19 protein-coding genes and 1 pseudogene are annotated in these 25,027 nt (G+C 70.7%); 5 read left to right on the forward strand and 15 right to left on the reverse strand.

Annotated features, from left to right (window positions below):
• Positions 1 to 65: 65 nt before the first annotated feature.
• From ACH4UK_RS30065 to ACH4UK_RS30110, 10 genes are all read right to left on the reverse strand, one after another.
• Positions 66 to 1,529 (reverse strand): S8 family peptidase, encoded by a 1,464-nt coding sequence (locus tag ACH4UK_RS30065; protein WP_398361308.1) that lies wholly within the window; start codon positions 1,527 to 1,529, stop codon positions 66 to 68.
• Between the two features lie 299 nt (positions 1,530 to 1,828).
• The gene (locus ACH4UK_RS30070) at positions 1,829 to 3,349 is read right to left on the reverse strand and encodes an aldehyde dehydrogenase (NADP(+)) (RefSeq protein ID WP_398361309.1); all 1,521 of its coding nucleotides are present in this window, start codon (positions 3,347 to 3,349) and stop codon (positions 1,829 to 1,831) included.
• 78 nt (positions 3,350 to 3,427) lie between these two features.
• Positions 3,428 to 4,429 carry a proline racemase family protein gene (locus ACH4UK_RS30075; RefSeq protein WP_398361311.1) on the reverse strand — a complete coding sequence of 334 codons (1,002 nt, stop codon included), beginning with the start codon at positions 4,427 to 4,429 and terminating at the stop codon, positions 3,428 to 3,430.
• Positions 4,429 to 5,361, reverse strand: coding sequence for a dihydrodipicolinate synthase family protein (locus tag ACH4UK_RS30080; RefSeq protein ID WP_398361313.1), 933 nt, complete (start codon positions 5,359 to 5,361; stop codon positions 4,429 to 4,431). Before ACH4UK_RS30080 ends, ACH4UK_RS30075 begins: the two co-directional genes overlap by 1 nt.
• Positions 5,362 to 5,443: 82 nt before the next feature.
• Entirely contained in the window at positions 5,444 to 6,937 is a 1,494-nt protein-coding gene (locus ACH4UK_RS30085; protein ID WP_398361314.1) for an FAD-dependent oxidoreductase, read from the reverse strand.
• Positions 6,934 to 7,326, reverse strand: coding sequence for a (2Fe-2S)-binding protein (locus ACH4UK_RS30090; RefSeq protein WP_398361316.1), 393 nt, complete (start codon positions 7,324 to 7,326; stop codon positions 6,934 to 6,936). Before ACH4UK_RS30090 ends, ACH4UK_RS30085 begins: the two co-directional genes overlap by 4 nt.
• On the reverse strand, positions 7,323 to 8,570 hold the full coding sequence (locus ACH4UK_RS30095; protein WP_398361318.1) for an NAD(P)/FAD-dependent oxidoreductase: 1,248 nt from the start codon (positions 8,568 to 8,570) through the stop codon (positions 7,323 to 7,325). The genes ACH4UK_RS30090 and ACH4UK_RS30095 overlap by 4 nt, the downstream gene beginning before the upstream one ends.
• A 97-nt stretch (positions 8,571 to 8,667) precedes the next feature.
• Entirely contained in the window at positions 8,668 to 9,270 is a 603-nt protein-coding gene (locus ACH4UK_RS30100) for a helix-turn-helix domain-containing protein (RefSeq protein WP_398361320.1), read from the reverse strand.
• Between the two features lie 95 nt (positions 9,271 to 9,365).
• Positions 9,366 to 10,349: a LuxR family transcriptional regulator gene (locus ACH4UK_RS30105; protein WP_398361322.1), complete on the reverse strand. Its 984-nt coding sequence runs from the start codon at positions 10,347 to 10,349 to the stop codon at positions 9,366 to 9,368.
• Between the two features lie 121 nt (positions 10,350 to 10,470).
• Entirely contained in the window at positions 10,471 to 12,690 is a 2,220-nt protein-coding gene (locus ACH4UK_RS30110; RefSeq protein WP_398361323.1) for an alpha-galactosidase, read from the reverse strand.
• Between the two features lie 237 nt (positions 12,691 to 12,927).
• Between ACH4UK_RS30110 and ACH4UK_RS30115 the strand changes: the two genes are divergently transcribed.
• From ACH4UK_RS30115 to ACH4UK_RS30130, 4 genes are all read left to right on the forward strand, one after another.
• A complete protein-coding gene (locus ACH4UK_RS30115; protein WP_398361325.1) occupies positions 12,928 to 13,866 on the forward strand; it encodes a carbohydrate ABC transporter permease in 939 nt (312 codons plus the stop codon).
• 18 nt (positions 13,867 to 13,884) lie between these two features.
• Positions 13,885 to 14,871 carry a carbohydrate ABC transporter permease gene (locus tag ACH4UK_RS30120; RefSeq protein ID WP_398361327.1) on the forward strand — a complete coding sequence of 329 codons (987 nt, stop codon included), beginning with the start codon at positions 13,885 to 13,887 and terminating at the stop codon, positions 14,869 to 14,871.
• Between the two features lie 59 nt (positions 14,872 to 14,930).
• Entirely contained in the window at positions 14,931 to 16,280 is a 1,350-nt protein-coding gene (locus ACH4UK_RS30125) for an ABC transporter substrate-binding protein (protein WP_398361329.1), read from the forward strand.
• A 191-nt stretch (positions 16,281 to 16,471) separates the two neighbouring features.
• Positions 16,472 to 18,163 (forward strand): hypothetical protein, encoded by a 1,692-nt coding sequence (locus tag ACH4UK_RS30130; RefSeq protein ID WP_398361331.1) that lies wholly within the window; start codon positions 16,472 to 16,474, stop codon positions 18,161 to 18,163.
• A 138-nt stretch (positions 18,164 to 18,301) separates the two neighbouring features.
• Here the strand turns inward: ACH4UK_RS30130 and ACH4UK_RS30135 are convergent, their stop codons facing one another.
• The 5 genes and pseudogenes from ACH4UK_RS30135 to ACH4UK_RS30155 all read right to left on the reverse strand — a co-directional run bounded on the left by ACH4UK_RS30135 (position 18,302) and on the right by ACH4UK_RS30155 (position 23,669).
• Positions 18,302 to 18,994 (reverse strand): RICIN domain-containing protein, encoded by a 693-nt coding sequence (locus ACH4UK_RS30135; RefSeq protein ID WP_398361854.1) that lies wholly within the window; start codon positions 18,992 to 18,994, stop codon positions 18,302 to 18,304.
• A pseudogene (locus ACH4UK_RS30140) lies at positions 18,992 to 20,704 on the reverse strand (glycosyl hydrolase family 95 catalytic domain-containing protein); the annotation flags it as partial. The gene ACH4UK_RS30135 and the pseudogene ACH4UK_RS30140, both read right to left, overlap by 3 nt.
• A gap of 27 nt (positions 20,705 to 20,731) precedes the next feature.
• On the reverse strand, positions 20,732 to 21,721 hold the full coding sequence (locus ACH4UK_RS30145) for an alpha/beta hydrolase (protein WP_398361333.1): 990 nt from the start codon (positions 21,719 to 21,721) through the stop codon (positions 20,732 to 20,734).
• Between the two features lie 65 nt (positions 21,722 to 21,786).
• Positions 21,787 to 22,506: a C39 family peptidase gene (locus ACH4UK_RS30150; RefSeq protein WP_398361335.1), complete on the reverse strand. Its 720-nt coding sequence runs from the start codon at positions 22,504 to 22,506 to the stop codon at positions 21,787 to 21,789.
• 140 nt (positions 22,507 to 22,646) lie between these two features.
• A complete protein-coding gene (locus ACH4UK_RS30155; protein WP_398361337.1) occupies positions 22,647 to 23,669 on the reverse strand; it encodes a winged helix-turn-helix domain-containing protein in 1,023 nt (340 codons plus the stop codon).
• A gap of 310 nt (positions 23,670 to 23,979) precedes the next feature.
• Between ACH4UK_RS30155 and ACH4UK_RS30160 the strand changes: the two genes are divergently transcribed.
• Positions 23,980 to 25,014 (forward strand): hypothetical protein, encoded by a 1,035-nt coding sequence (locus ACH4UK_RS30160; protein ID WP_398361338.1) that lies wholly within the window; start codon positions 23,980 to 23,982, stop codon positions 25,012 to 25,014.
• Positions 25,015 to 25,027 lie beyond the last annotated feature (13 nt).

A 25,027-nucleotide genomic window follows, 5' to 3' on the forward strand; every position in this document is an offset into this window, starting at 1 on the left:
ACCCTCGACGGGGGAGGGACGGCGCCCGGCTTCGGCCGGGCGCCCTTCCTCCGGTGCGGCGGCGATCAGCGCACCGCGGCGAGGGCGTCGACCACGCCCTCGCCGTAGTAGCTGTTGTCCTCCACCGGGCCCTCGCAGACAGCGCCCTTGCCGTCCTCGGCGGGCTCACAGGCGTGGTCCTCGGCCTGGTTCCGCAGCGCGTCCAGCATCCGCGCGGGGGACCAGTGGGGATGGGCCGACCTCATCAGCGCCAGCACGCCGGCGACGTGCGGCGAGGCCATCGAGGTGCCGCCCCAGGCGTCGTAGCCGCCGTCGGGGATGCTCGACATGACGTCCTGCCCGGGTGCGGCCACGTCGATCGCGCCGAGGCCGCGGTTGGAGAAGGAGGCGAGCCGGCCGCGGCTGTCGACGGCCGAGACGGCCGCGACACCCTCGAGCTCGGCGGGTATGTTCCGGCAGCCGTTGTTGACCGTCCGCCGGACCGGCTGGTCGTCGGTGGTCTTGGCGGTCAGGTCGGAGGCCTGGTTACCGGCCGCGGCAGCGTGCACGACGCCCTTCTTCGTCGCGTACTCGACCGCTTTCTGCACGGCGCGGACCGACGCGAACTGCTCCGGTCGGTCGGCACACCAGTAGGTGAACGGGTCGACGTAGTAGCTGTTGTTGGTGACGTCGAACCCGTTCTGCGCGGCCCACATGAAGCCGCAGACCGCGTACTCGGGGAAGATCATGTTCTCGTCGCCGCTGACCTTCACCGAGGCGACCCGCACCTTCGGAGCGACGCCGACGACGCCCGTGCCGTTGCGGGCCGCCGCGATGGTGCCCGCGACGTGCGTTCCGTGCCCGTTGACGGTGTTGCGCCAGCCGCTCGCGCTGCGGTCGGGGCGTCCCGCGTCGGTACAGTTCACCGACTTCGAGGCGTCGAGGTTGGCCTTGAGGTCGGGGTGACCGGGGTCGATACCGGTGTCCAGGACGCCGACGAGCACATCACGCGACCCCTCGGTGACCTTGTGGGCCCGGTCGGCCTTGATGGCTTTCAGGGCCCACTGCTCGGACTCCAGCGGGTCCGGCTTGCTCGCGCCCGGCTCCACGGTGGGAGGAGTGGGCTCCGGTGTGGTCCACGGCGTCTCGATGCCTTCCGGAGTGCCTTCGTACACCGCGCCGTAGCGGGTCGGGCCCATCGACTCGATGAACTTCCCACCGTGCCGCCTCATATCGGTGCGAAAGGCCGCGCGGTCTGAGTGCGCGACCACGACGCCTATCCCGGGCCAGGACTGCACGACCACGCCGCCGGACTCGGCGATGGCGCGCTCGGCCCGCCGGACGTGGCCGGGGTTCGCCTTCGCGGTGTTGATGATGTAGCTGAACAGCTTGCCGTCGGGCGTCTCTGTGGTCACGGGTGTGGACGGCTCGTCGGACGCGCCTGCGGCGTGACCGGCGGGGGATGCTCCGGCGACTCCGCCGGCCAGCGCGGCGGTGAGCACACCGGCCGTGGAGAGTGCGAGAGCCGCTCGCACGAATCGTGTCGTCATGGTCGTTTTCCCTCAGTGGTGGTCGATGAGGTCGTGGTCGAGGCAGCTCGGAGCCGTCCCCTTCTTCGCGGACGCCGTCCTGGGTGACCCGGCCCTCCGCGGGGGCCGATGAGATCGCGACGGCGTCGTTCCCCCCGGTCCGCCTCGTGGCCGTGGCGGACCGGTAACCCTGTTCCGAACGGATGAACAGGGGATGGAGCAGTGGTTCTATCCCCGTCGACGGCCGCAGGGCGCCGATATCCGCCATTGACGCGGTTGGGACGTGCGTCCTGGCGGGCCCGTCGGGTCCGGCGCGGGCGTCATGAGCCGCCGTCGATCCGCTGCGGAACGTTCCACGGGTTGTCGTCGCGCAGTGGTGGCGGGAGCAGGCCGGCGGGGCACGACTGGTAGGCCACCGGGCGCAGGAACCGTTCGATCGCCGCCGAGCCGACGGACGTGATGGTGGGAGTGGTGGCGGCCGGGAAGGGCCCGCCGTGCTGCATCGCGTGCGTCACGGAAACGCCGGTAGGCCATTCGTTCCACAGGAACCGGCCGCTCCGGCCGGTGAGCGCGACAGCCAGCTCCGTGAGTTCGCTGACCTCACGCGGCTCGGCGTGCAGCGCCGCCGTGAGTTGTCCCGGTAGTGCCGAGACCGTCTTCCGTACGTCCTCCAGCCGCTCGTACAGGACGACCAGGCCGAGTGGGCCGAAGCACTCCCGGGCCGTGTCGGGCAGGCCGGCCTGGAACGCGGAGCCGTCGAGCGCCAGCAGACGTGGTGCCAGGGCTTCTTCGTCCTCTGGCCAGACCAGTTTGCGGACCCCCGCGAGTTCGGCGAGCCTTCGGGCTTCCAAGAGATAGCCCTGGGCGATCCGCTCGTTCAGCATCTGCGCGGTGGGAACCTCGCGCACCCGCCACGCGATCTCGTAGACGATGCGGTGACCCGCGGGTACGAAGAGCAGGCCCGGGTTGGTACAGAACTGCCCCGCCCCGAGGGTCAGCGAGTCGGCGTACCCCTGGGCGATCTCCGCGGCGCGGGCATCCGCTGCCCCCGCGGTCACCACCACCGGGTTCGCACTGCCCAGTTCGCCGTAGAACGGTAGGGGCTCCGGACGTTCGGAGGCGATACGCGCCAGAGCCAGGCCGCCCCGCTCGGATCCGGTGAAAGCCGCGGCACGCAAGCCCGGGTGACGCAGCACCTCGACCCCTTCCGCTTCGCCTTCGACCAGGGCGAAGACACCGTCGGGCGCGCCGGCTTCCGCCAGCGCCCGGCCGATGATCCGTGCTGTACGGCGCGCGAGGCGGGGGTGCCCGGGATGCGCCTTGACGACCACAGGGCAGCCGGCGGCCAACGCCGATGCCGTGTCCCCGCCCGCGACGCCGAAGGCGAAGGGGAAGTTGCCTGCCGCGAAGACCAGTACCGGCCCCAGAGCGGTCCGACAGCGGCGCAGGTCGGGTCGCGGGCCGGTCGGCCAGGTGTCGTCCGGGCAGTCGATGCGGACATCCAGGAACTCGCCGGAGCGCAACCGGTCCGCGAAGAAGCCCAACTGGAAGGTGGTGCGGTCCAACTCCGCGTCGAGGCGCGCCTCGCCGAGGCTGGTCTCGGCGGCGGCGATCGGGACCAGTTCGGCACGCGCGGCCCGGAGGGCGTCCGCCACTGCCGACAGCGCCCGCGCTCGGACGGCGGGCTCGGCGGAGGCCCACTCATGGGCGGCGTCGGCGGCTGCCGCCATCGCGAGGCCGGGCCCCAGGACGGCGGAGGCCGTGGCCCGTTCGGGGGCGGGGATACGGCCGCTCTGCCGTCCGGCGGTTGTGGTGCGCTCTTCTCCAGCGGGTCCGGACATGGGGGATCACTCCTGATGACGGCGGGGTGAGCGGGGGAGACCGACCTGCCTGAAGCCGGGCCTCCGGTGTGGAGGGCGCTACAGAACGAAACCGTGGGGGAACGGATCCGTTGGGTCGAGCAGGTAGTTCGCCGATCCGGTGATCCACGCCCGGCCGGAGATCTCGGGGACGACCGCGGGCAGTCCGCCCACCTCCGTGGCGGCCACGAGCCGTCCGGTGAACGTGGTTCCGATGAACGACTCGTTGACGAAGTCCGTGTCGAGCGGCAGCTCACCGCGTGCGTGCAGTTGAGCCATCCGGGCCGACGTTCCGGTACCGCAGGGTGAGCGGTCGAACCAGCCCGGGTGGATGGCCATCGCGTTGCGCGAGTGCTTGCCGTCGGAGCCCGGCGCCAGGAACTGCACATGCTTGCAGCCGCCGATGAGCGGATCCACCGGGTGCACCGGCCGTGCCTGCGCGTTCACCGTCTCCATGATCGACAGGCCCGCCGCAAGGATGTCGTTCTTGCGCGCACGGTCGAACGGCAGTCCGAGCCGGTCCAGTTGGACCATGGCGTAGAAGTTCCCGCCGTACGCCATGTCGTACGGCACGACGCCGAGGCCGGGGACCTCCACGGTCGCGTCCAGTTCGGTGACGAACGAGTCGACGTTGCGCAGGGTGACCTGTCCGGCGACGCCGTCGCGGACGGTGACGCGGGCCTCGATCAGTCCGGCGGGGGTGTCGAGGCGTACGACGGTCTCCGGCTCGGTCACCGTGACCATGCCGGTCTCGACCAGCACGGTGGCCACGCCGATGGTGCCGTGTCCGCACATCGGCAGGAATCCGCTGACCTCGATGTAGAGCACGCCCCAGTCGGCGTCCGGCCTGGTCGGCGGCTGGAGGATCGCGCCGCTCATCGCCGCGTGGCCGCGTGGTTCGTCGACGAGGAACCGGCGCAGTGTGTCCAGGTGCTCGGTCGCGTAGCGGCGGCGTTCGGCCATCGTGTCACCGGGGATGGGGCCGACACCGCCGGTCACCACCCGGGTCGGCATGCCCTCGGTGTGGGAGTCGACGGCGCTGATCGTGCGGACGGAGCGCATCAGGCGGACCGCTTCTCGAGCGCGGCGATCGCACGGGCCATGTCGGCTTCGACCTGCGCGCGCCGGTCGGGGGAGAGGGGGCCTCGCGGCGGGCGGCACGGCCCTCCGTAGCGGCCCACCCGCTCCATGCCGAGCTTGATCGCCTGGACGAACTCGGTACGGCTGTCCCAGCGGAAGGCGGCGACCAGAGGCTCGTACAGCGCGCGCGCCTCCGCCAGCTTGCCGGCGGTGGCGAGCTCGAAGAGCAGGGCCGACTCGGCGGGGAAGACGTTCGGGAAGCCGGCGAACCAGCCGGTCGCTCCCATCAGCAGGCTCTCCAGCACCACATCGTCGGCGCCGGAGACCACCTCGACGCCAGGCGCCTGCTCCCTGATCTCCAGCACCCGCCGCACATCGCCGGAGAACTCCTTCACCGCCACCACATGGTCGATCTGCGCGATCTCGGCAACGAGGCCGGGCGTCAGGTCGACCTTGGTGTCGATGGGGTTGTTGTAGACCATCACGGGGAGCCCGACCGACGCCACGGCCTCGAAGTGCGCGACGACCTCGGAGCGGTTGGCCCGGTACATCGTCGGCGGCAGGCACAGCACACCGTCCGCGCCGTCCTCCGCCGCCATCTCCGCCCAGTGGCGTGCCTGATGCGAACCGGCGCCGTGGACCCCCACGACGACCGTGCCCGAGCCGCCGACGGCCTCGACCGCCGTACGCGCCACCGTGCGGCGCTCCGCATCGGTCAGGGACGAGTACTCGCCCAGGGACCCGTTCGGGCCGACGCCGTCGCAGCCGCTGTTCACCAGCCACTTGCAGTGCTCCGCGTAGCGGTCGAGGTCGACAGCCAGACCCGCCGGGGCGGAAGGGCTCTCGTCATAGGGGAGCGCGGTGGCGACGATGACGCCGGTGAGACGGCTCTTCTTCCGATCGTTGGTGCTCATGACGGATCTCCTCGGTGACGGGCCACGCGGACGCGGCGGGAAACGGGGGCAGTTCAAGAAACGCTCGGCGGCGGGGCCCGCCTCAGACGGTCGGATCGGGTGAGTCGGCGAGCTCGCAGGGCGCGGCCAGTTCACCGAGCCGGATGGGCTGGGCGATCGGCCGGCGGTGCGGGCTCATGGGAGGCAGCCCGTCGACGGAGCCCTCGCCGGGCGATCCGTCGACGGGGCCCGCTGTGGGGACGTCGCGCAGCCGGGCCGTGAGCTCGGCCACCGTCGGGCCGCACATCCGGCCCTGGCACGGGCCGAGCCCGGTGCGCGTCGACAACTTGGCGGCCCGGCCGCCGGAGCCCGCCTCGTCGGCAGCCGCCCGGCACAGGGAGGCGTAGTCCGTCTCCTCGCAGCGGCAGACCACCGTCTCCGGGCGCAGCCAGCCGGGCCACGCGGCGCCGATGGGGTGCGCCGCGGCCAGCCGTTCGGCGAAGGCGCGGCCCCGGTCCCGCCGCCGGCGCAGCGGGGCCAGCCCGGATGCCGCCTGCTCGCCGCCCGCGGCGAACCACCCGGCGAGTGCGCCCTCCGCGCGCGCGGCCGGGGCACCGGCGACCCCCGTGATCTCACCGGCGGCGTACACGGCCGGACGGCTGGTGCGCTGGTCCTCGTCGACCGCGACGAACTCGCCTCCGTGGGCGCGGTACAGGGCGCACCCCGCCGCCGTCGCGAGTTCCAGCTGAGGGCTGAAGCCGTGGGTGACACAGAGGGCGTCCGCCGCAGTGGTCCGTTCGGTGCCGGGCACCACCGACCAGTCGGGACGCAGGCGCGCGCTGACGACCTCTTCCACCCGGCCGTCGCCGCGGGCCTCGACCACAGCACGGCCGATACGGAACGGCACCCGGTGGCGGACCAGGACCCCGGCGTACGCGGCGAGTTCACCCGTCTTCTCGGCGAGCTCCCAGGGGCGCCGTGACCAGCCACGCGCCATGGTGGCGGAACGGCTGGCCTCCAGGATCTCCAGCACCTGCGAGCCCGCCTCCAGCAGGGACGCGGCCACGGGGAGCAGGAACGGACCGGTGCCCGCGAGGACCACCCGGTCGCCGACGACGACCCGTTCCCCCTTGGCCAGCGCCTGGGCGGCGCCCGCGGTGTAGACACCCGGCAGGTCCCAGCCGGGGAACGGCAGCACCCGGTCATGGGCACCGGTGGCCAGGACGAGTGCGTCGGGGCCGATGACACGCCGCCGCCGCCCGGTTCCGTCGGCGGGACCGCTCAGGACGTGCACCCGCGGGGCTCCCGGATCGCCGGGCTCCGGCTGTTCGAGTGCCCACACCACGGTCTCCGACCACCAGGCGCAGCGCGGGTGGGCGAGCACCTGCCTGCGCCGCCGGTCGAAGGCGGCCCAGCCGTGCTGCAACCGCTCGGGGTGGTCGGCGCCGGAGGCGTCGGAGAGGGTGCGGTGGTACTGGCCGCCCGGCTGCTCCTCCGCGTCGATGAGCGTCACCTCGGCGCCCGCTTCCAGTGCGGTGTGCGCCGCGGCGAGACCCGCCGGTCCGGCACCGACCACGGCGACCTGACGACGCTTCATGATTCCTCCGGTGCCGGTGCCGGTGCCGGTGCCGGTGCCGGTGCGGGGGCCCCGGACTCGCCCGTTCCGACGGCGGGACCGGGCGGCTCGGCGGCACGGGACTGGGTGGTCACGACGTCGCCGTCGCGGACCCGCCTGCGGCAGGCGCGGACGTCGCGCTCGGCGTTGACCGTGACCAGGCAGTCGAAGCAGACGCCGATCCCGCAGAACACACCGCGGGGCGCGCCCGACGGACCGCGCCGCCAGGACTGCCGGCCGGAGGCGAGCAGTACCCCGGCCACGGTCTGGCCCAGGGCGCCCTCCAGAGGTTCGCCGTCCACCGTGATCCGCAGGGGGCGATCACGCCGCCCGACCGCGTCGGATCCGGCCGGTACCCGTCGTGGGCTCATGCTGTGTCCTCCTGCTCGGTCGGCTCGTTCCCTCGTGCCTTGCCCGCACCGCTGTGCCTGCCGTCCGTCGCGCCCAGAACGGCCGGGCGGCCCACCCGGAAGGGGCCGGCGTCGATCTCGGTCGGCTCGCCGAGCATCAGATCCCGTACGAGGACCGCGGTCCCCGGCGCCAGTCCGATGCCGGCGCCCTCGTGTCCGGTGACGTGCCACAGGCCCTCCAGCCGAGGGTCGGGCCCGATCACCGGCACGTGGTCGTCCAGGTAGGGGCGGAACCCGCCGTAGGACCGGGTGACGGCGACATCGGCCAGGGAGGGGAAGAGCCGCAGCGCCTTGGCGGCGATCGCCGCCAGGACCTGCGGCCGCATGCGGTCGTCGAAGCCGACCCGGCGGCGCGACGAGCCGAGCAGGATGCTTCCGGCGCGGGTGGACTCGACGACCGCCGAGGTCTGCAGGTCCTCCGCGTCGCTGCCCACAGCGCCGACGTAGTCGGCGTCGTACACCTTGTGGAAGACCGTCGGCGGCAGCGGAGCGGTGACGAGGACGTCTCCGCGGCGTGGTCCGACGGAGATCGGGGCGCCGAGCCGGGAGGCGAGCTCACCGGACCATGGACCCGAGGCGTTGACGAAGACGTCGGCCCTCACGACACCGGTGCTGGTGTGCACGGCGGTGAGCCGGCCGCCCGTGACGAGGCCGGAGAGGACCTCGCACCCGGTCCGCAGGGACGCCCCGGCCACGAGCGCGTCGGTCAGCAGGGCGACGGCTGCACCGGCCGGCTGGACCTGGGCGTCGTCCGGATAGTGCAGTGCGGCGGTGGAGTCGCGGGTCAGGTGTGGTTCGGCGTCGGCGAGCGCCGCGGCGTCGAGCGGCTCGGCCCTCACCCCGGCTGCGCGCTGGCCGCGGGCGAACTCGGCGAGAGCCGTGGCACCTGCTTCCGTGGTGGCGACGACGATGCCGCCCTTGGGCTCCCACTCGACCGCGGCGGCGGCGCGGGCGCCGCGGTCCGAGCGCTCGGCGACAGCGGCCAGGGTCTCCGGCCAGAGCCTTCGGGAGAGCTGTGCGAGCAGGAGTTCCGGCCCGGGGCCCTTGTCGGACACCAGGACGTTCCCTTCCCCGTGCGAGGTCGTCGCACCGGCCGGGGCGCCGCGGTCGAGGACCGTGACGAGGAATCCCGAGAGGGCCAGTTCACGGGCGCAGGCGGCACCGACGATGCCCGCGCCGATCACGACCACGTGCGTTCCGTTCACGCGCCCCTCCTCGTTCGTTATAGCGAACGATTTGAGGCTAGGGCCCTCCATTGGCCGGTGTCAACGGAATCGCGGGCGGCGATCGGCTGAGGGGGAGTCAGCGCGTTGCCGCATGAGGGGCGCCGCGGTCGACGCGCTGGCCGACCCGGTACTGGAGCAGCAGTACGGAACGCACCGGGTCACCGGCCGCCAGGTAGGAGTGGGGGAGTGACGCGTCGAAGCCCACGTAGTCGCCGGGCCCGAGATCGATCTCGTAGCCGTCCACGGTCACCTGGAGGCGGCCCGACTGCACCACGGTGTGCTCGGTGCCCACGTGGCCGCGCGACTGCTGCCGGTGGCCGACGCGGAACTGCTGGTCGTAGACCTCGACCGTCGTGTCGGCGCTCTTGATGCGGTGAAGCGCCCGCAGGTCCACACCCTCTCCGACGAGGGGCTCCACATCGGCGGAGCGCACCACGGTCAGTTCGCCCGGAGGCTGCGTGTCGAGAAGGTGGGAGACCGGCATCTCCAGGACGCGGGACAGGCTGAAGATGGTCTCGATGGTCGGATTGCCCTGCCCCGACTCGAGTTGGGAGAGGGTCGCCTTGCCGATCCCGGAACGTCTGGAAAGCTCCGAGAGGGACAGGCCCTGGAGCGTCCTCGCTCGCTTGAGGTTGGCGGCCAGCATCTCCTGGATCGATGCGGCTGAACCGTTCGCCACGATCGGCCTCCAACGGATCGTTCGTCAAACCGAACGTTTTTGTTCGGTGAACCGACCCTATCCGAACCGTGGAGCCGCCCCTCGCCTCCGAGATCTCAGAGCCATCCGCGGCGTTGGGCCTGAAGGGCCATCTGGAAACGGGTCGTCGCGCCGAGCCTCGTCATCAGCACCTCCACGCGGCGGAAGAGCGTACGGCGGCTGATGCCGAGCTGCTCGGCGATGTCGTCGTCCGCGACGCCGCCCGCGAGCAGACTGAGCAGTCGGCGTTCGGCGGGGAGCAGGCGGTGGGGGCGTGGGGCGGGGCCCTGGAAGGGCAGCGCGTTCTGCCATGACTGCTCGAACAGCGCCACGAGGGCCGAGAACAGCCCGCTCGGCTGGACGATCAGCATGGTGTCGTGCACTTCGGCCTCCCTGATCGACAACGACACCAGCGCGTAGGCGTCGTCGATGATGATCAGCTTGACCGGCAGTGACGGCAGCACGCGCGCGTGCTCACCGGCGTTGATGCAGGGCTCGATGATCTCGACGAGATTCCCGGGGTACTCCAGCGAGTCGCGTGAGTACAGGACACGTTGGGTGATGCCGCGCTCGAGGGTGGTCAGCGCGTCGTCGAGCCCGCCGGTGAGAGGGAAGTAGGGCGGGGTGTCGAACTGGCGAATCTGCTCCTGGGCGCTGACCCAGGCCTGCCGGACCCGCGGACCGATGTCATCTCCCGTGACGACCTCGACCAGGTCGTCGCTGTAGGGGGCAAGCCGTTGCCTTCTGAACGAGTCGAAGGCGCGGGCGACGGCGATGCGGGACTCGTCGATCTCGGCCACCCGGTGCCTGCCGAGGGCCTGCAGGCCGGCCGTCGGCGGGACGGGGGCGACGACGTCCTGCTCGTCGGCCGCGAAGCTGACGAGTCCTGCGTCGACCAACTCGGCGTAGGAATCGGCCATTTCCCCTTCGCCGAGTCCTGCTTCGGTGGCGACGGCGTTCAGTGGGGTCGGCGCCGATTCGAGCAGCGCCAGATAGATCCGTGTCGCGTCGGGGCCGACTCCGAGTCGACGCAGAGCTGCGCTGACCTTCGCATTCGTCATGTGCAGCAAGATAGCGACTGCTCCTGCCCCGAGCGCGTCAAGGCATCGGTTGCAGGAGCCGGCGCCGGAGGACCGGAGTCCTGGTTCTGCCTCGGCCGGCACCCGTCCGGTGCGCAGCAGGTCACGAGACCTGCTCGACATGGACGACGACCGAGTGCTCGGGGTGCATGACCGGCACCTGCAGTCCGATGTGCGTCAGGGCGGAACCGGGCACTTCGACACCGTCCTCGACCCACCAGAGGGGAGGGGAGAAGCCGGCCGGCAGGGCGCCCACGACGAGGGGTCGCACCCGGTAGCGGAGCGACGGATCGAGACCCGTCAGACGGGCATGGGGCGGAGCACCCGTCGTACACCAGGTGAGGGAAGCGATCTCGTAGAGGCCCTCCGACCGGTCCTTGGCGACGACTCCGTGGGTCCAGATGCCGTCGGCGGGGTCCGGCCCCCGCCACGCCGTGCCGGTGTGGAGCAGCTCGCGATGCTCCTTGTAGAGGGCGATCCACCGCGCCAGCTCGGCGCGTTCCCCGGGCGTCGTCGCGCCGAGGTCCCACTCGACCCCGAGATGGCCGAACAACGCCGTCGCCCCACGGAAGGACAGGTCATGGCGGCGACTGGTCGTGTGGGAACGCTGCGAGGCGATGTGGGAGCCCTGCAACTCGGTGGGCAGCAGCTGGCTCGTCCAGCGCATGAGCCGTTGGCGTTCCAGCGGGTCGCTGACGTCCGACACCCACACCCGGTCCGTCACCTCGAGGATGCCGAGGTCGATCCGCCCGCCGCCGGCCGCGCAGCTCTCGATCTCCAGATCCGGGTGGGCTGCTCTGATCGCCGTGAGCATGCGGTAGACAGCGACGGTCTGCGCGTGTTCACCCGGCGCGCCTCCCCGCGTGCGGACGCCTGCCTCGACGTGGTCCCGGTTGTGGTCCCATTTGATGAAGGCCACCGGATATTCGTCCAGGATGGCCAGGATCTGCTCCAGAACCGCGTTGTAGCAGTCGGGGATGGACAGGTTCAGTACGTGCTGGGTGCGCTGCTCCACGGGCAGTTCGCCACGTGCCGCCATGATCCACTCGGGGTGGGCGCGGGCCAGGTCGGAGTCGAGGTTGACCATCTCCGGCTCCATCCAGAGGCCGAACTCCATCCGGTGCGCGTGTACGGCGTCCACGAGTGGATGCAGCCCGTCGGGCCAGGCGTCCGTGGACACCGTCCAGTCGCCCAGCCCGGCGCGCGAGTCGCGCCGGGCGCCGAACCATCCGTCGTCGAGGACGAAGCGCTCGATGCCGACCTCCCCCGCCAGGCGGGCCAGTTCGACGAGGCGTTCCTGGTCGTGGTCGAAGTAGACGGCCTCCCAGGTGTTGAGGGTGACCGGGCGGTGCGGCGAGACATGGTGCGGTCGGCTGCGCAGATAGTCGTGGAAGCGGTGCGCCACGCGGTCCAGTCCGTCGCCGTAGGCCGCGTACACCCACGGCCCGAGGTACTCCGCACCGCCCGCAAGGCGCATTTCGCCCGGGAGGAAGAGCTCGCCGCCGCCGAGCAGGCGGATACCGGTGCTGTCGTGTTCGGCGACATGGCGGTGGTTCCCGCTCCACGCCACGTGGACGGCCCAGGTCTCGCCGCGGGCGAAGTCGCTGCCACGCTGGGTGGCGTGCAGGACGTACGCGGAGTCCAGACCGGTGCGCCCGCGCCGGTTCTCCCGGAGGTGGGTACCCACGCCGAAGTCGTGGCGCTGGACCTGGCGCTCCATGCCCCACCGGCCGGAGAAGTCGACGAGTTCGGAGGCGTGGCCCGGTACGGGCACGTAGAGCGACAGCTCCGAGAGCTCGAACTCGTCGGCCTCGTTGACGACCCGTCCGCGCATACGGACCAGCCCGGACTCGAGCATCTCGACGACGAGGACCAGCCGGATGCGGCTCTCCGCGTCCCTGGCCGTGACCTCCACCGTCGCGGCACCGGCTTCCGCGAACTCCGGCACCTCGACGCCGTCGAGGCGCAGGGACGTGACGACGAACGCGGGTGACCAGTTACGGCCCTGACGGGAGCCCAGCAATCCGGGGCGGCCCATCCAGCCGGTCCACGGCTCCGGGACGAGAGAGGTCGACTCGGCGTTCAGCTCACCGGAAAGGCGGCCCACGGCAGTGCCTGCCAGGCAGGCCGCCCGTGCGGCGGCCGTGTCCAGGGAGCCCAGATCTGCGCCCCAGTGCCGGACTGCCGGCAGCCGACCGGCAACACATTCGATCAAAAATGAACACCCGCCTGATCGCAGGTGCAGCACGGTCGATGCGGGGGAAAGGGGATCCGTCACGTGTCTTCCTCGTGGTTGCCCATGGGTGGTGCGCTTGCGTTCCATGCCTGGCCGCAGGGTGCGGTTGGGGGCTTACATCCCTGCTCAGCGCATGCCTTCAGTGGGTTTTACCTCAATCGGCGTCCGGCGTGTGGCTGATGTCGGCCAGTGGCGTAAATCGGCGGAACCGGGCATCCGGTGTAGCTGCCGCGCGTTGGCTCCACGTGCTTGACGGATGACCGGAACACGGTGAACTATGCGGCCACCTGTTTGTTCCTGTTGGTATCTGTTCGGGAGATCGTCATGGCAGCGCATGTTCCGTCGGCGACGGCCGACACATCACGGGGCCATCCGCCCGCACCCGCTCGTCGGGAGAGTCGCCGCGAGCTCGGGGCCGCGATGGTCTTCATCGCACCCGCCCTCTTCGGGTTTCTGGTGTTCTTCGTATGGCCCGCCCTGCGCGGCTTCTACTTCAGCCTGACCGACTGGGACCTGCTCGGCAGTGCTTCCTTCGTCGGGCTGGAGAACTACAGAGCGCTCCTCACGGACTCCCTGTTCTGGCACTCCCTCGCGATCACGGCCGAGTACGTCGTGATCAACATAGGACTGCAGACGGCCCTCGCGATCGGTCTGGCCGTCCTGCTGCACCGGCTGACCACTTCGACGCTGATCCGCGGGATCGTCCTGCTGCCCTACCTCATCCCCAATGTGGTCGTCGCGCTCATGTTCCTGTGGATGCTCGACTACAGCCTGGGCTTCGGCAACGAGGTCATCGCCTGGATCGGACTGGACCGGATCGCCTTTCTCGGCAGCGAGACCTGGGCCATTCCGACCATCGCCGGCATCAACGTCTGGCGTCATCTCGGCTACACGGCGCTGCTGATCTTCGCCGGCCTGCAGACCATTCCGAAGGACGTCTACGAGGCGGCCGCCATCGACGGGGCCTCCGAGTGGCGGGTGTTCACCCGGATCACCCTTCCCCTGCTGCGTCCGGTGCTGGCCATGGTCCTGGTGATGACGGTCATCGGTTCGTTCCAGATCTTCGACACCATCGCGGTCACCACCAACGGCGGTCCCGCCGACGCGAGCAAGGTCATCTACTTCTACATCTTCGAGAAGGCCTTCAGCCAGTTCGACTTCGGATACGCGTCCGCGATGGGCGTCGTACTCATGGTCATCCTGGCGCTCGTCACCTTCGTCCAACTGCGGCTCATGCGGGCCAACGAATCCGATCTGGCGTAGAGAGGCCGGTGAACTCCGATGTCCAGCACACAAGAAGTCACTTCCGGCCGTGTCCCCGATGCCCGGGGCAACCCGCATCGTGCAGGCGGCAAGCAGTCCACCGGCCCGAAGCCCGAGCGCGCGAAGCGCCGGCTCCCTCCCCTCGGCCGGATTCTCGCCTGGCTGGCGCTCGGCGCGGTCCTGGTGGCCACGCTGTTCCCGTTCTGGTGGGTGTTGCGCACGGGGCTGTCCACCACCCGCTCACTGCCCGCCAACGCCGACTCCCTGCTGCCGGCCGACTTCACCTGGGGCGCGTTCGGGCGCGTGCTCGGCCTGTCCACCCCCGAGGAGGCGCGGGCCGAGGGCGGCTCGGGCGCCACGATGTACTTCTGGCTCTACCTGCGCAACTCGATCGTCGTGGCCACGCTGATCACCGCGGGGCAGGTGGCGTTCTCCACCCTCGCCGCCTATGCGTTCGCCCGGCTCCGCTGGCCCGGCAGGGACACCGTCTTCTTCCTCTTCCTGACGGCGATGATGATCCCGCCCATCTTCACGATCCTGCCGAACTTCGTGCTCATCAAGGAGCTGGGGCTCCTCAACACCTACGCGGGTGTCATCGCCCCCTACTTCTTCATGACGCCCTTCGCGGTGTTCTTCATGCGGCAGTTCTTCCTCGGCGTCAGCCGGGAGATCGAGGAGGCGGCGCGGATCGACGGCGCCGGCCACTTCCGCATCTTCACCCGCATCATCATCCCGATGAGCGCCCCCTCGGTCGCCACCCTGGCGCTCCTGACCTACCTCAACGCGTGGAACGAGTACCTGTGGCCCTACCTGGTCGGCCAGGAGGAGGGCGTACGCGTTCTGACCGTGGCGCTCAGCGTCTTCCGGCAGCAGACGGCGAACGGAGCGCCGGACTGGGCCGGTCTCATGGCGGCCACCGGAATGTCGGCCTTCCCCATGATCCTGCTGCTTCTGGTCTTCGGTAGGCGCGTCATCAACTCGATCCAGTTCTCGGGACTCAAGTAGCCGGTGCAGCAACCCGGTTCCCTGCTCGACCCACCCCGTTTGCAAGAAGGAGAAGGACCATGAGACTCACCCGTGGGCTGTTGGCCGCCGCCACCCTGCTGCCGCTGGCTCTGACCGGCTGCGCCCCGAGTTCCGCCGGAGGCTCCGCGGACTCCGGCGAGCTCCGGTACTGGATGTGGGACGCCAACCAGATGCCCGCCTACCAGGAGTGCGCCAAGAAGTTCGAGAAGGCCAACCCCGGCATCACGATCACCTTCGAGCAGAAGGGATACAAGGACTACTGGACCGCGCTCACCACCGCGTTCGTCTCCGGTGACGCGCCCGACGTCTTCGTCAACCACCTGACCAAGTACGGCGAGTACGTCAGGACAGGCCAGATCGAACCGCTGGACGAGCGCGTCAAGAGGGACAAGGTGGACACCGGGGCCTACATCCCCGGACTCGCCGAGCTGTGGGTCGGCCCGGACAAGAAGCGCTACGGCCTGCCGAAGGACTGGGACACCATCGCCCTCTTCTACAACAAGGAGGTGGCGAAGAAGGCCGGGGTCACGGACAAGGACCTGGCCGAGATGGCGTGGAACCCCCAGGGCGGGGGCACCTTCGAGGAGATCGCCGCCAAACTCACCGTCGACAAGAACGGTGTCCGCGGCGACCAGCCGGGCTTCGACCCGAAGAACGTCAAGACGTACGGCTTCGGTTACGGGGACAACGGCGCCGACGACAGCGGCCAGGACCAGTGGTCGTGGATGGCGGCCGGCAACGGGTGGACCTACACCGACAAGAACCCCTGGGGGACCTCGTACAACTACGACGACCCCGAGTTCGTGGAGACCATCACCTACTTCCGCGACCTGATCGCGAAGGGATACGCACCGCCGCTGAAGGTGGCGACCGGGGGTGTCAAGCCGCCCGAGCAGTTCGGCGCCGGGAACTACGCCATGTCCCCCGACGGTGACTGGGCCATTTCCACCTTCGACGAAATGAGCGGAGTCGACGCCGGAATCGCCCCACTGCCGGCAGGCCCCACCGGCAAGCGGGCCAGCATGTTCAACGGTCTCGCGGATTCGATCTGGTCGGGCAGCAAGAAGAAGGACGCGGCCTGGAAGTGGGTGACGTATCTGGCCGGAGCCGAATGCCAGAAGACCGTCGGCAGCCACGGCGTCGTGTTCCCGGCGCTGCCCGAGGCGACCGAGGTCGCGGAGAAGGCGTTCGCGGAGAGGGGCATCGACGTCGCCCCGTTCACCCGGCACGTCGACGACGGGACGACCTTCCAGCCGCCGATCACCGACAAGGCCAGTGACATCACATCCGTCCTGTCCCCGGCGCTCGACAGGATCCTGATGGGCCAGGGGGACCCCGCCGAGGAGTTGAAGGCGGCGAACGACAAGATCAACGGTCTGCTCGAGTAACGGACGCCAGGGCGAAGGCGGTAGGGCCACAGAGGTGTCCCGCGGCCGCCAGCCGGGCGAGGCCTACCGGCCGGTTCGTGCCGCTGGCACGAACCGGCACCGCGGCGGGGTCGGGCGGGATAGAACCACTCCGCCCCGCACGGGCCGGAGAGAGCGGCCCGACCGTCTTGACCCACCGAAAGGAACGTGCCATGCGTCTCCGTCGTTTCGCGTTGGGCACCGCCTTGGCCGGCGTCCTGCTCACCGCCGCGGCACCCGGCTTCGCCTCACCGGGCACGCCCGTCGCTCCCGTGCGCGACTGCGCACCGATAGCCCCTTCCGCCCCTGACCGCACCGACCGCGACGAGAGCTGTCTGGCGGTCGCTCTGAAGTTGTCGCGGCTGCCCGAGGCCGGAGGGCAGGCGGACATCGCCATCGAGGTGCGTACCACCGCCGCCGAGGACGATGTCGCCCTCGAGGTCGAACTGCCCGCCCACCTGGAGTGGGTGAAGGCTCCGGCCGGGACGGCCACCGCCACGACGGCGTCGGACGTGCCCGTCGACGGGGGCGAGGTCCGCAGTGCCGAGGGACGGCACGCGGTGCGCAGCGCCGAGCCGCTCAAGCTGACCGGCACGGTCAAGGCGCTGAGCGCCGGACCGGCCGAGATCCGTGCGACGGTCACCGCCGCTGCCGGCGCCGACGCGGCGACCGCCAGCAGCTATCTCACCATCGGCACGGAGAAGTCCACACCCGGCATCGCCGTCAAGAACGTCAGCGGCGTGGCGCCCACGACCATGCCGGGCACCCGATCCTCCCTGGCCTGGCCGCACAAGCCCGCACTCCCGGGTTCCGGCGCGCAGCAGCAGCCGGGCCGGCAGCAGGCGTGTACGACCGGGACATGGAACTACGTGGAGCACACCGGCTACACCCGTGTCTCCGCGAACGCCGCGGTCGAGGTGTTCGACGCGGAGCCCGACGGGCCCGACGAACTCCTCGCCTCCGGTCTCACCGACGCTGACGGTGGCTTCACGCTCTGCTTCGACAACAAGGACGCAGGCGACCGAACCCAAGACGTCTACGTACGGTTCAGCACGGACAACCCACAGTGGACCATCCGTTCCAAGGTCACGAAACAGCCCTACCGCTTCGCCACGGCCACCCAGAAGAACGTTCGGTCCGGCCGCATCGCCGACTTCGGTGATCTGCAGCCCTCCGCACCGGAGTTGATGCGTGGCGTCGAGGCTTTCGACACCGCCAACACAGGATGGAACTTCGTCCCCGGCGACTGCTGGGACGCACGGGACACCACCTGCCGCAAGGCTGTGGTGAATTGGGAACCCGATTCCACCACCTGCTGCTGGTACGACCTGCGGGAGGATGCCGCCTACCTCTCCGCCGCGACTCCCGACCTTCCGATCGTGGTCCTGCACGAACTGGGCCACGGCCTCATGGACGACATCTACGAGGACGCATTCCCCTCCTCCCCCAACTGCTCCCCGCACTCCCTCCACAAGACGAGCTCCGCCGGCTGCGCCTGGACCGAGGGCTGGCCCAACTTCTTCGCCGGTGTCGCCCTGGAGGACCCGGTCTTCCGCTGGGAGGACGGCCGTGTCCTGGACATGGAGAACGCCACCTGGGGAACGAACGTGCCCGGCCGGGTGTGGGAGAACGGCGACACGGTCGAGGGCCGCGTCGCGGGCGCGCTGATCGACCTCGGCGACGCGAGCAAGCACGAGCCGGGTGACCAGTGCTCCGAGGATCCGCGCGGTCCGCTGTGGGACACCGTCCTCGACCGCAAGCCCAACACCTTCCGCGCGTTCTGGCAGTACCGCGAGGCGGACGGCCACGACGTGGGCGAGACCGCGCTCAACTGCCTCTACTACAACACGATCGACTACCGCTGATCCTGCGCCATCTGTCAGACACCACGCCACGCGTAACGTCGGGCTTCGGGCCGGCGAAAGCAGGGAACAAGGGGCGCCCGGCAACCCGCCGGGCGCCCTGTCCAGCTTCTTCTCGCACTCCGGCCCTCGAAGAGCTCCCTACTTGCCGATGCGGCGCCACTGCTGGCCGGTGCCGCCGTTGGGTGTCTGCTGCTCGATGGTCGCCCCGTTGGCTGTCGAGTCGGCGGTGACTCCCAGTACCTTGCCGCTGCGGGCACAGGCGATGGTGACGTGACCGTCACCGGTCTCCGTGATCTTCCACTGCTGGTTGGTGGCGTGGGTCGCGCTCCACTGGACGAGCTGTGCGCCCTCGGTCGCGTCCCCGCCGCTGATGTCCCACGCAAGCGGCGTCGTGCCGTGCGTCGTGCGGATCTCGTACGAGCCGCCGCCCACCGGGATGAAGCGGAACTGCTGGTTGACCGCGGAGCCGGGGGTGTACTGGGTCAGGCCCGTGCCCTGCGTGGTGGAGGCGCGCGGCACGTCGACGGCCCGGCCGGACCTCCGGTTGACCAGCTGGAAGACCGTGTGCTGTGCGGGAGGCTCGACGGTGACCGAGAGCGCGGAGGGGATCGTGACTGCCTGGCTCCACGCGCCGAAGACGACCGTGGTGGAGCGGCCGGCCGCGCCGCGCAGGGTGGCGCTGGTGACCTGGCCGGACTTCCAGCTCATGTCGAGGGTGAAACCGCCGCGCAGGCCGACACCGGTGACGGAGCCGGAGGCTGCCCACGCCTGGGGCAGGGCCGGCAGGAGTTCCACCCGTCCGGGCCTGGACTGCGCCAGCATCTCGATCATCGCCACCGGTGTGCCGTAGTTGGCGTCGATCTGGAAGGCCGAACTGCTGCCGAAGCTGTACATGTCGAACAGGTTGGCAGCGCTGCCGTTGCTGTAGTCCACCGACGGCTTCATCACGGCCAGGGCGAGCTGGTAGGCCTTGTCCGCGTGCTTCAACCTCGCCCAGCACATGGCCCGCCAAGCGCTCGCCCAGCCGAAGCTGACCATGCCCCGCGCCTCGAGCAGCTTGGTGGCGCCGGATATCAGTGCGGCGGGGGAGTCCTGGAGGTTGATGCGGTCACCGGGGAAGAGTCCCATGTGCGCGGACAGGTGGCGGTGGGTGGTTTCGCCGAGGTTGTCGTCGCTCATCCACTCCTGGAGCCAGCCGCTCCTGGCGCTGACCTCGGGCAGGTACAGCTTGTTCTGGAGCCCGCCGATCGTGGAGGCGTACGGCGCGTCCTTGCCGAGTGCGGCGGCGGAGGCGCGGTAGTTCCGGAACAGCTGCCAGACCAGTTCCTGGGCGTAGGTGATGCCGCGGGCGTCCTGCGGGCCGTGCTCCGGGGACCAGTCGTGGTCGTCCACGAGCACCTCCTTCGTGCCGCCGGTCGCCGGGTCCGGCACGGTCATGGTGATCAGGCGCGCCTCCCAGAACTCGCAGGCGCCCTTCAGCAGCGGGTAGATCTTCGCGAGATGGGTGGTGTCCAGGGTGTACTCGTAGTGCTCGTAGAGCGAGTTGCACATCCAGGCGTTGCCCGCCGGGTGCCACCACCACCCGTTGCCTCCCCAGATGTTGGTGGAGATCGCGAGGGTCCAGCCCGCCACCTTGCCCGAGGTGTTCCGGAACCGGTTGCGGGAGTCCTGGAACAGGTTCTCCGTCGTGGCCTGCCAGCCGGGCAGCTGAGCGAGGCAGTAGTCCGTCAACGCGTCGAAGCACTCGGGAAGGCCCGCTCGGTCCGGCAGCCAGTAGTTCATCTGGATGTTGATGTCGCTGTGGTAATCGCTCATCCAGGCCGGTGAGTTGCTGTCGACCCACAGCCCCTGGAGGTTGGTGGGGAGGCTGCCTCGGGAGCCGCAGATCGTCAGATAGCGGCCGTACCGCAGGTAGGACGCCTCCAGCTCCGGGTCGGGAGCGGAACCGGCCGCGGCCCGTGCGGTCAGGCGCGCCGGGGTGTCCATCGCCCGCTGCTCAGCGGACGACGTGCCCAGGTTCACCGTCATGCGCCGGTCGAGGCGCCGGTAGTCGGCGACCTGCGTGGAGAGCAGCTGTGCTCCGGCGACACCGGCGGCCTCGAGAGCCTTGGTCCGTGCGACGGTGAGCGGAACGCGGGCGACGTCCTGGTACTGGAGGGACGCGTCGGCCTTGTAGTTGGTGCCGCCGGAGAGGACCAGCACCACTTCGCCGCACTGGTCGAACGTCACCTTGGCGCCTGTCGCGGAGACAGTGCCGCCCTCGCCCGCGGCCTTGATCACGGTGGCGTACTTGAGCGAGTTGGGCAGAGCGGTCGCGAACGACGCCTCCGCGGCCTGGGCGTTCGAGGTCACCGTCTCGCCGCGGGTGCCCGTGAGTGTCATCGAGCCGGTGTAGGAGCCGCCGCCGCTCTGGGTGAGGCGCACCACGATCACGTCGTCCGGGTGGCTGGAGAACACCTCGCGCCGGTAGGTGACCCCGCCGAGCGTGTACGTGGCCGTCACGACGCCGTTGTCCATGTCGAGCGTACGACGGTAGTCCCTGGTCGCCGTCGTGGTGTGGGCGGGGTGTCAGGCCTTGCGGAGGCGGGCGACGATCCCGTCCAGGTCCCGCTGGAACAGATCGGGGCGGACGAAGTGGCCGCCGGGCACCTCGTGCCACTCGTGCGGAATTCCCGCCGAGCCGAGCCGGTCCCGGAACTCTCGTTGACCGGCGAGGACCTGGGTCTCGTTGATCGTGTCGAACCAGTTGACCGGGTCGGGGCTGGTGCCGGCGGCCAGGAACACGCGCTTGTTCCGGTAGCTCTCGACCCGCTGCACCGGGTTGTCGGCGCTGACCCGTGCCTCGTTCCACAGCGGCGCACCGTAGACCGTGGCGCCGCCCAACTCCACGGCGGCCGAGGAGACGTTGGCCCAGTGGGTGACGAGCCCGCCGTCCCGGCGCAGGCTGGCCGGTCCGGAGTGGGCGCTCACCGAGGCGAAGTGCCCGTGGTACTTGGCCGCGTACTTCAGCGCGCCGAATCCCCCCATCGAGAAGCCGGAGACCGCACGGCCGTCGTACTCCGCGTACGTACGGAAGTTGGCGTCGACCCACGGGAGCAACTGGGAGATGTGGAAGGTCTCCCAGTTGCGGGGGCCGACGTTGGAGCCGACCGGGTTGGAGTACCAGCCCGCGGCGCCGCCGTCGGGCATGACGACGATGAGCGGCTTTCCGGCGGTCCAGGCGCGGATGCCCATCCGGTCGAAGGCGATGAAGTCCTGGCCGGTGCCGCCCCCGTGGAACAGGTACAGGACCGGGTACCTGCGCCCGCCGGAGTGGTAGCCGTCCGGAAGCAGGACGTTGACCCCGGGGTTCCAGCCGATCGCGTCGGTCGCGAAGCGGTAGTACCACATCCGTGGATCCCGCTCGTCGCGGTCCACTATGCGCAGGCCGAACCCGTCCCCGGCCGCTTGCGCGGCGGACGCCGACGCCAGGACGCCTCCCGCGCCGAGTGCCGACATCGCGGTGAGTCCGGCGGCGGCCTTCATGACGCCTCTGCGGGTGGGCCGGTGCGTGTTCAAGGTGATCTCCTGGTGATGGGGAAAGGCGTTCCGGGGCGCGGGGCGGTCGTGCCCGCCCCGCGGAATCAGGCTGAGTAGCCCTTCGGAGGGATCAGGGTGGCGAGCTGGTCGAAGGAGATCCAGTAGATCTGGTTGCCACCGAAGGACGCCGGGTCCGCGATGAGGACGGTGCGGTCGACCGCGTCGTAGCCGAAGACGGTGAAGTAGTGGTAGATCGTCTGGTCCGGCGGGTAGCCGGGCGGCTGGTTGCCCGGCGGGGCGACGATGTTGGCGACCAGCGGATAGTTGCGGTCGATGTCGTACACGACGTCGTGCCACAGGAGGTCCCGCTGCCCTTGGGTGGGCGGGTCGTTCGGCATTTCCTTGGTCTCGTACCAGCCGCCGCCCAGACGCGCGTTGAGTACGCCGGTGACCTGGCCGATGTGATCGGTGCCCGCCTCGGTCGTGCCGAGCTGCGCGGCCAGCTCACCCTGGCTCGGCGCGGGGGTCCGGGCGGAGAGCGCGATGCGCGTCGCGGCGGGACCGCACCAGTAACCGGTCTCCTGGACCTGGTAGTCGATCTCCAGCCAGCGTGCGTCGCTCGTGCGTCCGGAGGCGACCCGCAGCCTGGTTCCCGGCTCGTCGTATCCGGAGGCGAGGGCCGTGCCGGCGCTCGAGCCATGGGCCCGCACGTCCACGACCGGGACTGCGGGGGCGGGGGCGGGTGACGCCTGGGCGGTGCCGGGGAGCAGCAGGGCTCCGAGGGTGAGGGCTGCGACCGTGCTGGAGACAAGTCTCGCGCGCATGAGGGCTCCTGTGGGGGACGAGGCCGTACGGGAACATCGGCGTGGGGACGGCGTGGGGAGCGTCCGGCCGTGTGCGGTGCGCTGGCAGGAGACAGCGTGGAGGCCGGACCGAGACACGCACAAGCGCTGTAAGCCCAGGCTTACGGGCGCGGTTCGCCGCCCGGCCCGCGCCCGGCGCGGCGGTCCTCCGCGGCCAGCAGCGCACGCCCCTCGGCGGTCGCGACATGCAGGGCGCGACCGGCCGTGCGGACGGTGGTGGTCAGCCCCGCCGCGCGCAGGACGTTCATGTGCTGGCTGACGGCCGGGTGGGTCACCTGGAGCATCCGGGCCGCCTCGACGGTGGAGCAGCCGGTGCGGGAAGCCCGCAGCAGGTCCGCACGGGTCTGCCCGAGCAGCCGGCCGAGGGGACCGGGACCCGTGGCGGATCCCGCCGTGCCGGTGGGCCCGGCCCAGTCGGCCGTGTGCTGGATGGGGTGGACCAGGACGGGCGGCAGGTCGCCGTCCGCCAGGGTGGTGGGGGTGGGCCAGCAGAAGAACGACGGCTGGAGCACGAGTCCCCGACCGTCCAGCCGCAGGTGCTGGTCGACCGGGTAGGTGACCTCCAGCACGGGCGAACGCCAGTGGACGTCGGGCCCGAGGCCGGACAGCAGCGCCTCGGTGCCGCCGTCCATCAGGTGCTGCATCCGCACCGCCCGGTCCGCCTCCAGGTCCGCGCGGACGTGCCGCCAGTGCGGTACGAGCGCCTCCGCCTGGTAGGCGTGGAGCGCGTCGCCCAGGCGCGCGAGCGCGTCCGTGTCGCCCTCGGCCAGGGATGCGGCCCAGCCGGGCAACCGCTCCGACCTGGCCAGCCTGGACAGCTCCGCACGCAGCCTCGGCAGCGGGGTTCCGAGCAGCGTGTCGATGGCGGCCTGGAGCGTGGTGCGGTCCCCGGCGGTGGGGGTGAGGAAGTCGGGGGAGTAGCCGTAGGGCGGCAGCAGCGGGGAGAGCAGGCGGCGGCTCTCCGGGAGCCGGGGCCGCACCCAGCGGCGCCAGGCGCCGAAAACCCTTTCCCCGTCGGTCCGTTGCAGGGTCTGCACGCTGTTGGTGATCTCCCACAGGATGTCCGGCCCCGGGGCCACTCTGACCCGTGTCATGTCCTCGGGCGTGAAGTGGATCCGCAGCATGGACGCTCCATCGGAAGACGAGGCCGGTCACCGCACCCGCGGCCCCTGTCGGCGGCCCCCGTGCGAGCACCGGCGGCGAACAGGCCAATACCCGCCACCACGACGGGATATGCGGCGCCGGCCGCGCCGCCGGCGACGCGATTCTGTCAGCCGCCGTCCACCGGGTGGGCTCCGGCCTCTTCCCGATCCGACGGTGTGGCCCAAGGGCCCTCCCGTATGATCGATGCTCCGCCGAATGCCGTTACGGGGCAGCCGAGGAGCCGCGGTGACCATGCCGTTCGAAGGGCCTGTCCGCACATCCGTGTCGATCATGACGCATCCCAAGCGTCTTGCGCTCGCGGAGGAACTGCGCGAGCTGCTGGGCGAGTTGGCACCGCGGATCGTCGTCGATCCCCTTCCTGACGGGCCGCCGACCGCCGTGCGGACGGCCGCGCTGGCGTGGAGTTCGGCGCCTGCCGATGCGACGCATCATCTGGTGCTCCAGGACGATCTGCTGCCGAGCAGGGAGTTCCTCGCGGTGCTGACGGAGGAGGTTCGCTCCGTGCCGGCGTGCTGCCTGTCCCTGTACGCGGGTTGGTCGAAGCGGATCGGGGCCGCCGCCAGGTTGGCGGCGGTCGCCGGGAAGCGGCGGTTCGTCATCGAGGAGTCGTTCATCCCGGCGCCCGCCCTCCTCCTGCCCGCTGACCTGGCCCGGGACGCCGGGGCCTACCTGGACTCGCGGATGGCGGAAGCGGATCTGGGCGACTCGACGCTGCTCAGGGACTTCCTGTGGGAACGTGGCATCGAGGTGCAGGCGCTGACCGCGAGTCCGGTCCAGCACGATGTCCGGGGCAGCGCCAGCCTGTTGGCGCGATCCGCTGCCAAGGGAATCCGCCGTGTGGCGTGCTTCCGGGACGATGCCGGGGACGCCACCGAGCTGGACGGTCTGCTCGTCCGGCAGCGCGCGCTGGCCTATGTCGCACCGGACAGCCGGCGTGCTGTGGTGGACGTCGCCCTCCCGGACGGGGGGTGGAGCTCGTCTCCCGCGGCTGTGTGGCTCAAGGACGCGGGCCACGGTGATGTGCTGCCACCGTCCCCCGCCGACCCGATCCGTGGTGCTGGAGGCGAGGTGATCGCCACCCCCGAGGATCTGCGGGAGGCATGGCTCGCCACCTTCTGCATGGGCCTGCTGGCGGGTCCGGGCGACCGGTCGCGGACGAGCGTGGGCGCGGTGGCGTTGCGGACGCTGTTGCCGGGGGCGTTCCGGATGGGGCTGAGCGACCCGGATGTCACGGTGCTGGCGGATATCGGCGGTCCGCTGCTCGACGACGCCCTGGCGAGCAGTCACCGGGCTCGGACGGCGTGACGCGCGGGGGACG

This window comes from Streptomyces sp. NPDC020884 (assembly GCF_044333935.1).
Taxonomy (GTDB): domain Bacteria; phylum Actinomycetota; class Actinomycetes; order Streptomycetales; family Streptomycetaceae; genus Streptomyces.

Bases quoted from the DNA above. Each gene is read 5' to 3' on its own strand.
- ACH4UK_RS30065 (WP_398361308.1), bottom strand. From the start codon at position 1,529: ATGACGACACGATTCGTGCGAGCGGCTCTCGCACTCTCCACGGCCGGT.
- ACH4UK_RS30070 (WP_398361309.1), bottom strand. From the start codon at position 3,349: ATGTCCGGACCCGCTGGAGAAGAGCGCACCACAACCGCCGGACGGCAG.
- ACH4UK_RS30075 (WP_398361311.1), bottom strand. From the start codon at position 4,429: ATGCGCTCCGTCCGCACGATCAGCGCCGTCGACTCCCACACCGAGGGC.
- ACH4UK_RS30080 (WP_398361313.1), bottom strand. From the start codon at position 5,361: ATGAGCACCAACGATCGGAAGAAGAGCCGTCTCACCGGCGTCATCGTC.
- ACH4UK_RS30085 (WP_398361314.1), bottom strand. From the start codon at position 6,937: ATGAAGCGTCGTCAGGTCGCCGTGGTCGGTGCCGGACCGGCGGGTCTC.
- ACH4UK_RS30090 (WP_398361316.1), bottom strand. From the start codon at position 7,326: ATGAGCCCACGACGGGTACCGGCCGGATCCGACGCGGTCGGGCGGCGT.
- ACH4UK_RS30105 (WP_398361322.1), bottom strand. From the start codon at position 10,349: ATGACGAATGCGAAGGTCAGCGCAGCTCTGCGTCGACTCGGAGTCGGC.
- ACH4UK_RS30110 (WP_398361323.1), bottom strand. From the start codon at position 12,690: ATGGAACGCAAGCGCACCACCCATGGGCAACCACGAGGAAGACACGTG.
- ACH4UK_RS30115 (WP_398361325.1), top strand. From the start codon at position 12,928: ATGGCAGCGCATGTTCCGTCGGCGACGGCCGACACATCACGGGGCCAT.
- ACH4UK_RS30120 (WP_398361327.1), top strand. From the start codon at position 13,885: ATGTCCAGCACACAAGAAGTCACTTCCGGCCGTGTCCCCGATGCCCGG.
- ACH4UK_RS30125 (WP_398361329.1), top strand. From the start codon at position 14,931: ATGAGACTCACCCGTGGGCTGTTGGCCGCCGCCACCCTGCTGCCGCTG.
- ACH4UK_RS30130 (WP_398361331.1), top strand. From the start codon at position 16,472: ATGCGTCTCCGTCGTTTCGCGTTGGGCACCGCCTTGGCCGGCGTCCTG.
- ACH4UK_RS30135 (WP_398361854.1), bottom strand. From the start codon at position 18,994: ATGATCGAGATGCTGGCGCAGTCCAGGCCCGGACGGGTGGAACTCCTG.
- ACH4UK_RS30150 (WP_398361335.1), bottom strand. From the start codon at position 22,506: ATGCGCGCGAGACTTGTCTCCAGCACGGTCGCAGCCCTCACCCTCGGA.
- ACH4UK_RS30155 (WP_398361337.1), bottom strand. From the start codon at position 23,669: ATGCTGCGGATCCACTTCACGCCCGAGGACATGACACGGGTCAGAGTG.
- ACH4UK_RS30160 (WP_398361338.1), top strand. From the start codon at position 23,980: ATGACGCATCCCAAGCGTCTTGCGCTCGCGGAGGAACTGCGCGAGCTG.